The organism is Verrucosispora sp. FIM060022, from assembly GCF_003977705.1.
Taxonomy (GTDB): Bacteria; Actinomycetota; Actinomycetes; order Mycobacteriales; family Micromonosporaceae; genus Micromonospora; species Micromonospora gifhornensis.
In genome coordinates, this window is sequence record NZ_RQIV01000008.1 from 86748 (window position 1) to 101876 (window position 15129).

The following is a 15129-nucleotide window of genomic DNA, read 5'->3' on the forward strand; positions in this document are numbered from 1 at the left end:
ACGATGTCACCTGCCCTTCGAGGGTCGTGGCGAGACGCTCGGCGCCCCGCCACGGATCTGCACCATGGTCGCCCGGATGCCCTGCCGCACCCGAGGCAACGTCAACAAACCGACGCAACCGACGGCCAGTACGGCCAGCGCCACCGCCAGACCGACGATCCCCCGGCCGCCGACCAACACTCCGACGATCGCCGCGGCACCCACACCGCCGACCGTGAACAGCGCGGCCCGCAACATCGACATGTCGGCCAACGGCTGACCGACGACGATGCGGGCACAGGTCACCGCGATCAGGTTCTCTGTGACGATGCCCGCCGCCCAGGCGCAGGCCGCGCCGGTGGCACCGTGGGCGGGGATCAGCACCAGGCCGAGGGAGACGGTGACCGTGAGACCGGCCACGGTCGCCGCGAGATGAAGCCCGCTGCGCCCGCTCATCAGCAACATGCTCTGCACGTTGCCCACACCCGTGTTCACCAGCATGGCCAGCGCCAGCACGGTCATCGCGGTGGCGCCGCCGGCGAACCCGGAGCCGAAGAGTTCGAGAAACCCCGCACCGAAGACGGCCAGCAGCAGGTACACCGGCCAGGACAGCACCAGCGCCCAGGTGGTCAACTGCCGGTGCAGGGCGGCGGCCGCGTCGGGACGGTCCTGCCCGAACAGCCGGGACAGCTGCGGCGACACCGCCACCCGCAGCCCCTGCATGGCGAGCTGGCCGGCCAGGATGTAGCGGCTCACCGCGCCGAAGATGCCGGCATCGGCCGCACCGGCGAGCACTGTGGTGAGCAGCACACCGATCCAGACCGCACCCGAGTCGATGGCCGCCGACGCGGCCCGGGGCAGGGAGAACCGCCAGAAGGAACGCCACTCGTCGCGTCGGGCGCGCAGTCCCGCGCCCCGGCCGATCCCCAGCGGCCCGACGACCAGCAACAGGGTCACCGCAGCGGCCAGCAGGGCCGGCAGCACCCAGCCGGTCATGCCGGCCAGCAGGCCACCGCCGGCCAGCAGCACGGCCGCGCCGACCAGCAGCGGCCGCGCGGTGGGCAGCAGCACCGACTGCACCGCGACGTACATCCGCATCGGCCGTACGCAGCGCAGCACGCCGAACAGCAGGGTCATCGCCACCACCACCGGCACCGCGGCGAAGCTGACCCGCAGCAGCGCAGCACCGTCGACGCCGGCGCCGTCGAGCAGCCGACGCGCGAGCGGGTCGGCGGCGAGAATCCCGACGGTCGCGATGACGAGCGCCGTCGACAGCGGCGGAATCAACGCCACCGGCAGCATCCGGGCCGCGTCGCCCTGCGGGCCGAGCCGGCGTCGGGGCAGGCTCCAGATCAGGCCGGTCTCCGCGCCCAGCACGCAGAGCGCGGCGGCCACCGTCACCACGCCGATCGCCGCGAAGAAGACACCGGAACCCTCGGTGCCGTAGCCGCGGGTGATGACGACCACCAGGACGAAACCCATCAGCCCGTTGACGGCGGCCCCGAGCAGCCCGGCCGCGCCGCTGCGGGCGCCCCGGCGGGTCTCGGTCGCGGTGCTGTCCGACGCGGGTTCGGCGGGGCCGCCCGTGGCGGGTGGCTGCGGCGCGGGCGGGTGGACGGGGAGGCTCATGCCACCACCTCCGGTTGGGCCGCGGACGGGTGGGGCAGGGCCGGGCCAGGCGGTCGGGCCTCGCGTTCCACCAGGGACATGGTCAGGGCGACGGCGAAGAACGCCACCGCGAGGTTCGGGCTGGCCAGGCCGTAGAACGGGATCTGCACGATGCACACCACCGGCACCACCGCGAGCCACTGGCCCGCCGCCGAGCGGGCCCGCGCACAGATCACCGCCACGAGCGCGAACCAGGCCAGGAAGAACAACAACGCCGGTACGCCGTGACAGAACAGCACCATCCACAGCTGGCCCTGGGTGCCCACCGGGACGGGTGCGCTGATCGTGTCGACGGTGGCCGGCGCGCCGTAACCGAGCCAGGGTGACTCCGCCACCCGCCGCAGCACCTCTTCGTAGAGGGCGAACCGGTCGCTGTTGGTGTCGCTGGACTCGACCCGGTTGCCGATCAGCTCGGTGACCGGGATGAACAGGGTGGCCAGGCCACCGATGAGCAGCACACCGACCACGGAGGCGCCGACCCGGACGTTGCCGCGCCGGGCCGCCCGCAACCCGAGCACCAGCAGGCCGACACCGAGGCTGACGAACATCGTCCGGTTGAGGGTGAGGAAGGCCGGCGCCAGCGACAGCGGCAACGACACGATAACCGCCCAGCGCAGCACGCCCTGCCGCCGCAGCATGACGAAGGCCACCACGCAGGGCAGCGTCATCGCGTACGCGCTGCCGTAGTTGTTGGTGTACGGGAACGGCGCCGACGGCCGGTAGATGGGGTTGAGCGCACGCGGGCTGTACTCGCTGGCCGCGATCCGTACCAGGTCCTGGATGTAGGCGTTGCCGGAGACGCCACCCGGCAGGAGCATCTCCATCGGCGTGCTCATCTCGAAGCGGGGCGCCAGCACACCCAGCCAGCCGAGCACGACCAGCCCGAACCAGAACAGGCAGATCGGCACCAGCAAGGTGGACAACTCGATGCCCTGGCGCGCCACCGCGTACACGTACACGCCCACCACGAGGGCGGTCACGTAGAAGCCGAGTCGCAGGCCGAAGGCGAGCAACGAACCGACCGAGGACAGCTGGGTGGCGCTGACCACGACCAGCGACAGGAACAGCAGCCACAAGCCGGTGCCCGGCGGCAGCGGCACCCGACCCCGGACCAGCAGCAACGCCAGCAGCACCGCGCCCAGCAACGACCAGCCCAGGTAGAACGCGCCGGCCAGCCACCAGAGCGGCACCAGCCCGAACATCACCACCAGCGGCCACACCGGCAGCCGGGGCAGCACCGGAGCCGCCAGCCGGGCGCCCGGATGCTGGCCAGCCGGCTCGTCGACCGACGGCGGGCTGAGGGTGGGCACGGTCAGCCCCGGCCGGTGCGGGTCAGGACGAATCCCAGCGGGGCCACTCCGGCGGCCCGCAGTCGCTCCGCCAGGCGGCGCAGATCGCCCTGCTTCGTCCGATCCTGCTCGACCACCACGACGGCGGTGCCCTGCCGGGCGGCGGCCACGCCCCGCTCGTCGGCCTCGGCCGGCGGGGCGTTGAACAACACCAGCCCCTGGGCGGCGCGCTGCCGCCAGGTGCCGAAACGCACCCCACCGGCGCCCACCGGCACCTCGTCGGCCTGCTCGGTGACCGGGCTCTTCGCGGTCACCGGGCCGCCGCTCATCCGGGGCAGCATCATGGTCGCCTCCGGGTCACCGGCCGCCGGCCGGGCCGGGTTGGGATGCGGGGACGGACGGCGTACCGGCGTGATCAGCTCGGTGACGTCGTCGATGGAACCGGAGCCGTCCGGGCGCGGCTTGGGGATGGTGGGGCGGGCCGGGTTGACCGCGGCGGGCAGCCGACCGCGATCCGTCATCACCGTCGCGCGCAACTCGTCCAACCGGCCGCTGTCGTCGGCCACGTAGACGTCCCGGCCGGTGGCCGCCAGGGCCACCGCCAGGCCGGCGGTGAGGGGGGTCTGGTCCTCCCGGGTGGTCAACAGGGCGATCCGGGCCGGTTCGCGTACCCGCTCCGCGATGGCCATCGCCACGTACCGGATGTCCGCGTCCACCGGCCGGCGCCGTCCGAACAGCCCCTGCCCCCGCACGGTGCCCAGCAACGGCAGGCCGGTGGCGTCGCGCCCGTCGTCGACCGAGCGGATCCGCCGGTCCATCGACTCCCAGGCGTAGGCCAGCACCACCCCGAACAGCAGACCACCGAGCAGCCCCGCCGCCACGTAGAGCGGGCCGCGCCCGCTGGAGGAGACCAGGGCCTTCTCCGCACTCTGGGTGACCCAGCCCGGATTGACGTCGACCGCCGCGATCTCGGTACGGGCGGAGCTGAGCTGGGTCAACTGGTTGTTCACCCCGGCGAGTTCGGCGACGACCGCTTCGCGCGCCCCGTCCCGCGCGTTGGCCATCCGTTTCTGCAGGGCCGCCTGCCGCGCGGCGACATCTTCGATGCTCTTGTCGTACGAGCGCAGCATCTCCTCCCGCTGCCGTTCGTACATGTTGCGACGTACATCCAGATAGGACTGGGCGGCCAGGTTGGCATTGTTCACCGCCGACTCGGCCGAATCGGCGGTGAAGGTGAAACGCAGGATCTGCCCGCCGGCCGGTACCTCCACGTCCAGTGCGTCGCGCACGTCGCGGGGATCCCGGCCACCGGCGTCGGCGAGCCGCTGCACCACGTCGGTGCCGGTGGCGATTCCGCTCTCCACGTTCATGTTCACCGCCCGGTCGGCGGCCGCACCGCTGGGGGTGAAGGCGTCGGTGACCACCGGGCGGACCGCGACCACCGCGCTCGCGCTGACCGCACCGGGGATCAGGAAGACGTACCCGATCGCCGCCGCCAGACCCAGCACCGCGACTGCGGCCACCAGCCGGATCCGGTGCAGCGGAACCCGCAACAAATCGGTCAGCGTGACCGTACGAGCCGCAACCGTACCGCCGGACCAGCCGGGCTGTGCATCAGTCATGAACGCCACCGTCGCTACGTTGTCGAAAAGGAGCATCGCGGGTGCAGCGGCCTGCGGGACAGCTCCGCCCAGCGCTCGGGCCGGCGACGGGAATCCGCCGCCGGCCCGACCTGAACAAGTTACCGACCTTCTGCTACAACGGGTACACCCCTACTGCACCGCGAAGAACATCCGCGGAATCGACCAGGAGAGCCCATCTGCGGCCGTGGTGAGCACCGTACTCGCCGCCCCGCTGACCGCGGGCGCGGCCGTCGGGTCGAACGGCACGCTGCGCAGACTGCCGTCGGTGTGACCGTACACGATCTTGCCGTCGACCCAGGCCAGCCCCCGGACCGCAGACCAGGTCACGCCGGTGGTCGGCAGGGTGAACTCGGTGGCGCCCAGGTAGTTGCCGTCCACCTCGTAGTACCGGTAGTAGAGCCCGTTGGCGCCGGTACGGGTGTAGTAGAGGCGACCGTCGAGGAAGAAGGCGCCGGTCATGTTCGCCGGGTTGTACCAGGCGTTGAAACCGGACGACTCCCACGGCACCCCGACATTGCCGCCGTTGAACATCGAGATGTCGATCCGGCTGCCGGTGGTGCTGCCGGGGACGGTCCGCGACCAGTAGATCCGGTCACCCAGACCCCAGGTCGCGCCGGCACCGGTGTAGTTGGGCTGGCTGACCGTGGTCGGCGTGCCGACGGTGGTGCCGTCGAACGGCACCCGCTGCAGCTCGCCCGCGGTCACACCCAGGTACAGGTGACCGGAGCTGGCCGCCGACGGGTTGCGCGGAGTGATCGTCCGACCACCGGCGATCGGGAACATGCCGAGCCGGCCGTGGTACTCGTTGGCCATGCCGTCGGAGTTGTGCCCGAAGTAGAGCCCGTCGCTGCCCCGCCAGATCACCGGCACGGCCGAGCCCCAGTTGCTGGCCCCCGAGGGCAGGGCGCTGCCGCCGCGACGACCCGGGTTCCAGTTGACCGGCATGCCGGTGGCCGGGGTGACCGCGGCGATACCGAGCCGGTCGATCGCACCCGCGCCGGCCCGGTCGCTGGCGTTCGGGTTGTTCAGCCAGCGGAAGTGCCCACCGAGGTAGATGATGTTGTCGGCCACCTCGACCGAGGTGATCGTGTCGTTACCGGTGTAGTTGACCCAGGTGCCCAGCTGGTTGGGACCACGCGCGGCGGTCTCGAACCGGATCAGGGCGTCGCAGTAGGCGGCCGGCCAGCCGGAGCCACCGTTGGTGCCGACGACGAACCAGCTGCCGTCACCACCGAAGCGCAGGTCCTGCACGTAGTGCACGAAGGTGGCCGGGTCCACGCACGGCGCGACGAACTTCTCCGAACTCCAGTCGATCACGCTCGGCGTACCGGTCAGATCGATGAGCGCGATCTGGTTACGGGACAGCCCGTCGACGAGCGTGAAGTTGCCACCCACGGCCATGGTGCTGCCGTCCGGGGTGACGTCGATGGTCCAGGCGTACGAACCGGTGCCGTGCCGACCGACCGTGGCGTTGATGTTGAACGTCGGGTCGATCGCGCCCGTGGAGGCGTTGAGCCGGGCGAGCCCGGAGTGCGCGGTGCCGTTGATCCAGTTGAAGGCGCCGGCCAGGTAGAGGTCGTTGCCGTGCAGGACCATGTCGCGGATCATTCCGCCGTCGGAACGGCCGACCCAACTGGCGATGGTCTCGCCGGTGGCCGGGTCGAGAGCGACCAGGTTGCGACGCGACTCACCGTTGACGTTCTTGAACGCCCCGCCGACGATCAGCGTGCCACCCGGCCCGGCGATCAGGGCGTTGACGGCGCCGTCGAGCACCGGCACGAAGGCGGTGTTGATGACACCGGTGGTGCGGTTGTACGAGAACAGGTACCGCTGGGTGATCCACGGAGAACTGGCGGTCTGCCGGATCTGGGTGAAGTTGCCCCCGACGAACACGGTGTTACCCACTTCGGCGAAGGTACGAGCCTCACCGTCGCGGCCGTGCGGGGTGTGGTCGACCGGGTTCGTCGACACGAGGGTGCCCGTCTCAGGTACGGGCAACACGGCCGCCTCGGCCGCTTTGGGTACGGCCAGTACCGCCGCGAGAGTTGCCAACGCGACAGCTGCGACCCGTACTCGACGTCTACGGGTGGGATGCCGCCGGAAGGAGATTATGGGCACGCTACGCCTCCAGGGTGGACGGGATTGCCGGTAGCCTCTCGCGTCCACCCTGCAGGGCGACATCCGCCGATTGGGCGGTCGGTGAATCCGTTAGCGGACAGTGGCGACACCAGAGGCTTCAGCAGCGACCGAGTGTCCCAAACCGCTGTCCGGTTGCCGTCAGCGGCTCCCTCCGGTGGGTTGCCGCAGGTAGCTGTCCCGTCCCGCGGCGGTGAACCCGGCCAGCGCCGCGGCGTCGTGATTCATCGTCATGTTGCAGGTCTTGGTCGTGGTCGTCATGCCCGGCGAATTGAAGTAGATCGCTGCCTTGATTTTCGGGTGGGCCTTCAACGCCGCCGGGAATTCCTCGAACCAACGCCGCTTGGCGTTCGGATCATTCGCGTCGAAGTTCGTACCGAACTCGGCAAGCATCCGCGGCTTGCCCGCACCGATGCCCTTCTCGTCCAGCCACCGGTAGAACGATCCGACGGTGGTGCTCGGGCTCTTCCAGACCGTGCTGCCGTTGCAGACGTGGAAGTTGTACGGATCCCAGGCGACCCAGTCGACGTACCGGTCCCCGGGGTAGAGCCCGGCGTACCTGTCGTAGTGACCGGACCAGCCCATCATCGTCCACACCCAGACCGCGTTGCGCACGTCGGCCGCGGCGAACCGGTCGTGCACGTACCGCCAGGCCCGGACGAAGTCGGCGTCGCTGCCCTTGGCCGGCTCGTCCTCCGGTTCGTGATCGAAGCCGATGAAGACCGGCTGTCCCACCGCCCGGATCCGGCCGGCGACCGCGTCGATCGTCTCGTCGTACCGGCCGCTGTACACGTCCTTCCAGGTCAACACGGTGCCGGAGGAGAAGACCCGGCTCTCCCAGGCGAAGAACATCAGCCGACCCTCGCGCATCTGCTGCTGCTGGTACGCGTCCGGGAACGCACCGTTGCTGCCGGTGTTGGAGAAGTCGTGGTAGCGGTGCACGATGTCGAACTTGCGACCCACCTGCGCCTCGATGTCGGTGACGGCCCGGCCGTGGTCCCAGGTCTGTGGGTTGGTCGGCGAGTACATCCCCCACCAGGCGCCGCAGGACGGCACCAACTTGTCCGACACCTTCCCGCAGGCGCCGGAGTCGGCCGGCGGTCGGGTCGCGGTCGGCGTCGGCCGCGCGGGCGTCGGACTCAGGCTGGGCGAGACGCTGGGCGACGGGCTCGGCGAGACGGGCGGTCGGGTCGGCTCCGCGGTGGGCGGCAGGGTGGCGCTCGGCGGGGGCGGCGCCGGACGACCGGCGACGTCGTAGCTGAGCACCAGGTTGGGCCGCAGATCCGCGCTGCGGTTCTCGGCCGAGGCCCAGTAGATGCGGGTGTCGAGACCGGCCTGGGCCAGCGAGACCGTCCAGATGCCGTTACCCGTGACCAGCCCGGAGACGTCCCACTCGTTGAACCCCTTGGCGACGCCGGTGACCGTGTCCAGAGCCGAGGCGAGGCGCTCCGGCGCCGGGCGCTGCGCGGTGGCGTCCAGGTTCGAGGCGTGCGCGCTCACCGTGGCCTTGAACGCCTGCCAGGCGTGCACCCGCAGGGTGGCCCGGACGTTCGTCGCGTTCGCCGGCAGCGTGGTCACCATGAAGGCGAGCACCGCGTCCCGGCCACCACGTGGATTTCCGTCGCACCGCGCCGGGCAGGTGGCCAGGGTCGACTTGACGCTGTTGTCCCCGTCCTGCACCACGGCCGTGGCGGTGGTGTCGGCGACCACCGGGATGGAGACGTCGTCGTCGGCGAGCAGCGGCACCATGGTCGCGGTGAGTCCGAGCACGACCGTGATGCCGAGGGCACCGAGGACAACGGCCTTGCGCCGGGGACCGGGGTGCCGGATGAGGCGATGCAGTCCACGCCTGGTCACGGAAACTCCTTGCGTCTGCGGCGGTAACGCTGTGCAGCGTATCGGTGTACACAACAGAGCATGGGCATGACAGGGGGACCTAAGCGGGTCTTAATCCTCACCTAAGGCTCAGCGCAGAAACGACCCTTTCGGTCCGTGATCACTCTCGTCCGGATCGAGCATCACCACACTCGTCCGTAGATCATGGACGGTCGGCGTAGGCGGCGGTCAACGCCGAGGACATCGCCGCACGCGGGGCCGGCACACCGGTGAACTGCTCGAACTGGCCGATCGCCTGGGCCAGCAGCAGGTCCAGACCGGAGACGACGCGGCAGCCGGCGGCCGCGGCCGACGCGGCGAGCGGGGTCGGCCAGGGATCGTAGATGGCGTCGAAGAGGACCGTGGTGGGACGCCAGGCCACCGCATCGGCCAACCCGTCTGCGGCACCCTTGGGCACTGTGGAGATCAGCACGTCGGCGTTCGTCGATGCCACCGCCTCGGACCAGGGCGCGGCGGTCAGCGCCAGGCCCAGGGTGTGCGCCACCGGCGTCAGTTCGGCGACCGCCGCCGCTCGGCGGGCGATCACGGTGACGCCGGCCGCCTGCAACCGGGCCGCCGCCGCCAGCGCCGCCCGGGCGGTGCCACCGGCACCCAGCACGGTGACCGTGGCACCGGCACCCACCCCCGCCTCGGTCAGCACCTCGACCATGCCGGTGACGTCGGTGTTGTCGGCGTACCAGGAACCGTCGGGTCGGCGTACCAACGTATTGGCGGCACCGACGGCGGCAGCGACCGGCGAGACCTCGGCGGCCACCGCGAGCGCCGCCTCCTTGCCGGGCATGGTCACCGACAACCCGGCCCACTCCGGGCCCAGACCCGCGACCAGATCCGCCAGCTCCGCCGCCGCGCACTCGATCCGGGTGTACGACCACCCGTCGAGCCCGGCGGCCGCGTAGCCGGCGTTGTGGATCACCGGGGAGAGGGAATGCGCGATCGGCTTGCCCACCACCGCCGCCTTGTGCACCGAGCCCGCCACCGACGCTCCTCCACCGCAGGGACGACTGTCGCCTAACATCCAACAATGTCCGACAGCAGCCTGCGACACCGCATCGGAAAGACCACCCTCACCCTGCGTGGGCCGGACCGGCGGGCGCTCGCCGAGCAGGTCGTCACCCTCGCGCAGCGGCGGCACGCCTTCGCCTTCGGCAACATCGGCTTCGACTTCGTCAACCTGGTCGGCGGCCCCGATCCCGAGAATGCCCAGCCCTTCGGCGGTACGGATTCCGCGGATCTCGACCGGCTCGGCGACCTGTGGCTCGGCCTGTTCAACACCGCCACGCTGCCGTTCTACTGGGGCAGCTACGAGCCACGACGCGGCGCACCCGACACCGAGCGGCTGACGAGGACCGCGCGCTGGCTCGCCGATCACGGGGTGACGGTCAAGGGTCACCCGCTGGTCTGGCACACCGTGCAGCCGCCGTGGCTGCTCGGCCTCGACCTCGACGAGGTCGAGGCGCTGCAACGGGCCCGCATCCGCGACCTGGTCGGCGGGTTCGCCGGCCTGATCGACACCTGGGACGCGATCAACGAGGCGGTCATCATGCCCGTCTTCGCCAACGGGGACAACGCCATCACCGACCTGGCCCGGGCCCGAGGCCGGATCCACATGGTGCGGATGGCGTTCGAGGAGGCCCGGGCGGCCAACCCGACGGCGACCCTGGTGCTCAACGACTTCGACCTCAGCTCGGCCTACGAATGCCTGATCGAAGGCGTCCTCGAAGCCGGCGTCGGCATCGACGCGATCGGCCTGCAGACCCACATGCACCAGGGATACCGGGGCGAGGAGTACATGCACGAGATGCTCGACCGGTTCGCCCGCTACGGCCTGCCGCTGCACCTGACCGAGACCACGCTGGTCTCCGGCCACCTCATGCCGGCGGAGATCGAGGACCTGAACGACTACCAGATCCCGCAGTGGCCGAGCACCTCCGAGGGCGAGGCCCGGCAGGCCGAGGAGATCGTCCGGCACTACCGGTCCCTGCTCGCACACCCGGCAGTCGAGTCGGTGAACTACTGGGGGCTCACCGACCGGGGTGCGTGGCTGGGCGCCCCTGCCGGCCTGGTCCGTGCCGACGGCAGCCGCAAGCCGGCGTACGACGCCCTCGAAGCCCTGATCAAGGGCGAGTGGTGGCTACCGCCGACCCCGATGCGCACCGACGCCGACGGCCGGGTCACCGTCGAGGGCTTCCTCGGCGACTACACGGTGAGCGCGGGTGAGCACCGCGCCCACTTCACCCTCGACGCCGCCGACAGCGCCGCCACCATCAGCGTGGCCTGACCATGATCGGCACCGGAGGTCCTGCAAATCTCCGCAACACAGAGAAATCCGAGGCCAGGAGAGCCAGCCACATTGCCAACGAGCGCGCGATGACATTTTCGGTTGCCGCCGACTGCCGTCAACTCACCAAGACCCGATTTCACTAACGGATTAAAGCGCGCCCAGCAATTGCTGACCGGGCGCGCTTCAATCGTCAGACTTGAGCAGCGCCCTAGCTAATACAGCGTCTTGGGCGCGGAGCAGTTGCCGATACCAGTCCGGCAGATGCGGTACGAATACTGCGCGCGCCCGAAGGTCGCGTGCTGCTCGGTGGCGGTGCAGACGCTACTGCCTTGCCAGTTCCAGGTGCTGGATCCAGGCGCCCGGTACTGCCATCGTGCGCAATGACTGTCAGTCAGAGTGTCCCTGGCGTAGAGATTCCAGTCCCCGTTTCTGATGTATTCGGCTCTCCCCGCTGCTCCGGTCGTGCTGAAGTACTCGTTCACGGCCGCCTGAACGGGCAGCGCTGAAGCGGCGAGAACGGCAGCCACGCCCGCTGCGACCACTGCTAAGCGGCGTGAACCTCGAACAACACCCACAGAATCAACCCCCGAACTCTCCGTTAACTTCTGCAAAGAAGACCCTAGTACTCCAACGTCACTTGATCTTCCGTCTGGTTTCGTGACCGAGTCTGCGCTGGTAGTGGGATCGTCGGGCTCGGGCTTGGGATGTTCGTCGCCAGGTCGACCAGTGCAGGGTGTGTTGTGGCGGTAGTGATGCGGTGAGGACGAAGGCGTTGAGGAGTCGGCGGATCTCGGCGATGGTCAGCGCGATGATCTCGGGGTCAGCGTCGGGTTGTTGCGCGGTGGCGGTGAGGATGGTCAGGACGGCCAGGGCGAGCATGGCCAGGGTGATGAATCGGTGCCAGCCGGTCCAACCGCGGACTTGGTAGTGGTCCAGTCCGACCTGGCCTTTGCCGGTCTGGAACAGCTCCTCGATGCTCCAGCGGGAGCCGGCGACGGTCACGAGGGTGTGCAGCGGCACCGGGCGGGGTGACCAGCACAGGTAGAAGGCCAGCTCGCCGGTGCTGCGGTTGCGGCGGATGAGCAGCCACCGATGTTCACCGCGCCGGGTGGCGGTGGTGATCCAGGCCCACAGGTAGTCGCGGGGGCCTTTGGCCCCGGGCCCGCAACTGTGCTGCTGCCACTCGGTAGTGGGGATCCGGTCGGCGAGGTCGTCGACCCGCACGAGGGTGCGGCCGTTATTGACGTGCACGCGGCGGTCGCAGCCGACGGCCAGGACGTAGCCGATTCGGCGGTCTTCGAGGTCAGCGCGCAAGCTGGGGTCGGCACCGTAGACCTCGTCGCCGGTCACCCATCTGAACGGGACACCCGCGTCGAGCGCGGCGGCGATCATCTGCCGGGCAAGGGCGGGTTTCGTGGCGAACTCGACCTGGTCAGGGACACCGGCGGCGGTGAGACGGTCGCGGCGATCGCACCAGGTCGCCTCCGGCAGGTAGAGCCGACGGTCGATCAACGCCCGCCCGGCAGGCGTCACGTAGGCCAGGAACACCCCGACCTGACTGTTCTCGACACGACCGGCAGTGCCCGTGTACTGCCGCTGCACCCCGACCGAGCACACACCCTTCTTCAGAAACCCCGTCTCGTCAGTGACCAGCACACCATCGGGATGGCCGAGCTGCTCCACCAGCCAGTCCCGCACGTCGTCGCGGACGGCGTCGGCGTCCCACACCGCTGTGCGCAGCAGCCGCTGCATCGCCTGCGGATCGTCGTGACCCGCCCGCTCCGCGAGGGACCAGCAGGTCTTGCGTTCCACGCTCGACAGCAGCCCTTCCACGAACTGCCCGGCGCTGCGACGAGGCTCCGCTCGCACGAACCGGCCAGCGACACGCGTCACCGCCTCGTCCATGATGACCCGCCACCCGGCGGGGTCTACGCTGTGGCACACGGCCACCGCACGATCTTCGGTTGTCCTCACAAACCATCGATGATCAACGCGGTGGCCGTCCTCATGCCCACGCCACGCCCAACGCCGAAACCAACTGACGTTGGAGTACTAGGCCATCGATATGGGCGAGTCAACAGATCGATCAGGCGAGTTGTTGTTATAGCGTTGAACAGCCCCAAAGCACAATGACAAGACCGCAACTCGGTAACGACGTTGCCGGCCGCCGGTGCTGGTGTCATCCGGCGAGGGCCGCCGAACGCCGGGCTCGGGGCACCCGTACCGGCTCCGCGCGCGTTGACCTGCTTCTATCAGGCGTTGATGGTGCTCATCCGGTTCCGCAAAGCCGAGGACGTCGCCTTGCACGGCGCGGGGTTCGGCGCTTCACGGGCCACCGCGTACCGCTACCGCGACGAGGGCTTCACTGTCCTCGCGGCCCAGGCGCAGGATCTGCACACGGCCCTGCGGCGGGTCGCCGCCGACGGCTGGTCTCATCCTCCTAGGCGGGAAACCGTTCGACTGCGACCGGCCTCACCGAGACCACGCGCAGCGTCAAGGGCGACATGATCGACGCCTGGTATTCCAGCAGCATCGCGACTTCGGCGCAAACATGCAAGCCGTCATGCGCTCTCAGAGAATTCCGTTTTCCTTGGCCTTCGCCACGTTACGTTCGTGCTCGGCGTTGGTCTCGGCGAATGCGGAGCGCCCTTCCTTGTCGATCGCAACAAAGAAGAGCCAATCACCCTTGGGCGGATCCATCGCCCCTTCCAGCGCCTGCTTTCCTGGATTATTGATCGGCGTGGGCGTCAGACCGGGGTGTGAGTGTGTGCTGTACGGGTTCTTCGGATCACGAATTTCCTCCCTCCGCATTTCTTTCGAGGACTTGGTCTTTTTTCCAGTCAACTCCCAGTAGTAGTTGACCGACACGTCGAACTCAAGACAATTACACGGAAAGTTGCCGCTGTAGGCGCGGTTGTACGCCACCCGGGCGATTTTTCCTAGATCCTCGGCATTACCAGCCTCAGCCTGGGCCAGCGAGGCGACGATCAGCGCCTCGTACGGGCTGATCTTGCGGTCCTTCTGCACCCGGTCGGCGAACTCCATCTCACCGGTGACGCTCAGGAAGTGGTCGACCATCTGTCCGAGGATGGTCTCGGCGGTGGCGTTCGGCGGGATCTCGTAGGTGTCCGGGAAGAGGAAACCCTCGATGGACTTCTTGGACTTCTTGCCGTCGTCCCGCTTGAACCACCAGTCCGGTACGCCGAGCTTCTCCGGGTCCTTCGCGGCGGCCTCGAACTCCTTGACCGGGATGTCGGTCTTGTCGCTGAGCAGCTTGAAGATGCTCTTGGCGGTACGCCCCTCGGGGATGGTGATCCCATTGACGATCCGGCTGGCCGGGTCGAGCATCGCGGCCAGCGCCAACTCGCCGCTCATCTGCTTACGCAGCTTGTAGGTGCCCGACTGGATGTTGCGGCTGCGGGAGTTCTTCTCGGCCGCCTCGATGAACGCCTTGGTGCTCTTGATCACGCCCGCGTCGTAGAGCGCCACGGCCATGTCGGCCAGGAACGCGCCCTGCGGAATCTGGATCGTCACTTCCTCGGTGCCCGCGCCGTCGTAGTCGGGGGTGACGAAGTAGCTCTGGACCCGGTCGAAGCCGTAGAAGGCACCACCACCGATGCCGCCGAGCAGCACCAGGGCCAGCAGCAGCGCCAGCGCTGTCTTGCCCCGGCCCCCGCCGGAGCGACCGCCCCGCTTACGACCTCGACGGTGCTTGCCCTTGTCCCCCCGATCCTGCTCGTCGTGACCGAGGTCCAGCTCGTCAAACATCTACGTCCGCCTCCGCTGCGTGTCCAGCCAGCTCTGCAGAATCTCCACCGCGGCGGCCTGGTCGACCACCGCGCGTTGCTTCTTCCCCCGGACACCTCGTTCGGCCAGCCTACGGCTCGCCACGACCGTGGACATCCTCTCGTCGGTCAGCGTCACCGGGACAGGCGCTATCACCTCGGCCAGTTGTCGAGCGTACGCCTTGACGTGCTCGGCTGCGGGCCCATGTCGACCGGCCAGGTTGACCGGCAGGCCGACGACCACCTCGACCGCCTCGTGTTCGACGACCAACCCGGCGATCTCGACAAGATCCTTCGGCACCGCGTCCGGCCTGGGATTCTGCTCCCGAGCGACGGTGACCAGCGGGGTGGCGAGCACCCCGTGCGGATCGGACCGGGAGACCCCGATGCGGACCTGACCGACATCCACACCCAGCCGTACACCCCGGGATAACTCAGTCACCGACCGTCAC

Annotated in this window: 10 protein-coding genes; 1 reads left to right on the forward strand and 9 read right to left on the reverse strand. The window is 69.3% G+C overall.

The genetic code is table 11. The features are described 5' to 3' along the window. Positions 1–6: 6 nt before the first annotated feature. The 6 genes from EG812_RS20995 to EG812_RS21020 all read right to left on the reverse strand — a co-directional run bounded on the left by EG812_RS20995 (position 7) and on the right by EG812_RS21020 (position 9560). Positions 7–1608, reverse strand: a complete 1602-nt coding sequence (locus tag EG812_RS20995) for a lipopolysaccharide biosynthesis protein (protein ID WP_013732759.1) — start codon at positions 1606–1608, stop codon at positions 7–9. Beyond that, complete coding sequence (locus EG812_RS21000) at positions 1605–2957, reverse strand: O-antigen ligase family protein (protein WP_013732758.1); 1353 nt, start codon at positions 2955–2957, stop codon at positions 1605–1607. The genes EG812_RS20995 and EG812_RS21000 overlap by 4 nt, the downstream gene beginning before the upstream one ends. Positions 2958–2959: 2 nt before the next feature. Beyond that, a complete protein-coding gene (locus EG812_RS21005; RefSeq protein WP_043723673.1) occupies positions 2960–4558 on the reverse strand; it encodes a P-loop NTPase family protein in 1599 nt (532 codons plus the stop codon). Between the two features lie 150 nt (positions 4559–4708). Beyond that, positions 4709–6631 (reverse strand): delta-60 repeat domain-containing protein, encoded by a 1923-nt coding sequence (locus EG812_RS21010; RefSeq protein ID WP_043720321.1) that lies wholly within the window; start codon positions 6629–6631, stop codon positions 4709–4711. A gap of 225 nt (positions 6632–6856) precedes the next feature. Further along, the gene (locus EG812_RS21015) at positions 6857–8572 is read right to left on the reverse strand and encodes a glycoside hydrolase (RefSeq protein ID WP_126712541.1); all 1716 of its coding nucleotides are present in this window, start codon (positions 8570–8572) and stop codon (positions 6857–6859) included. Positions 8573–8753: 181 nt separating this feature from the next. Beyond that, the gene (locus EG812_RS21020; protein ID WP_233579568.1) at positions 8754–9560 is read right to left on the reverse strand and encodes a shikimate dehydrogenase; all 807 of its coding nucleotides are present in this window, start codon (positions 9558–9560) and stop codon (positions 8754–8756) included. Positions 9561–9632: 72 nt separating this feature from the next. Here EG812_RS21020 and EG812_RS21025 point away from each other — a divergent pair, with 72 nt between their 5' ends. Then, complete coding sequence (locus EG812_RS21025; protein ID WP_013732753.1) at positions 9633–10889, forward strand: endo-1,4-beta-xylanase; 1257 nt, start codon at positions 9633–9635, stop codon at positions 10887–10889. A gap of 636 nt (positions 10890–11525) precedes the next feature. Here the strand turns inward: EG812_RS21025 and EG812_RS21035 are convergent. The 3 genes from EG812_RS21035 to ruvX form a co-directional block, all read right to left on the reverse strand. Next, positions 11526–12797 (reverse strand): IS701 family transposase, encoded by a 1272-nt coding sequence (locus EG812_RS21035; RefSeq protein ID WP_126712543.1) that lies wholly within the window; start codon positions 12795–12797, stop codon positions 11526–11528. Positions 12798–13463: 666 nt separating this feature from the next. Then, positions 13464–14660: an endolytic transglycosylase MltG gene (gene mltG, locus EG812_RS21045; protein ID WP_013732750.1), complete on the reverse strand. Its 1197-nt coding sequence runs from the start codon at positions 14658–14660 to the stop codon at positions 13464–13466. After that, positions 14661–15119, reverse strand: a complete 459-nt coding sequence (ruvX, locus tag EG812_RS21050) for a Holliday junction resolvase RuvX (RefSeq protein WP_126712544.1) — start codon at positions 15117–15119, stop codon at positions 14661–14663. It abuts the gene before it with no gap. Between the last annotated feature and the right edge of the window lie 10 nt (positions 15120–15129).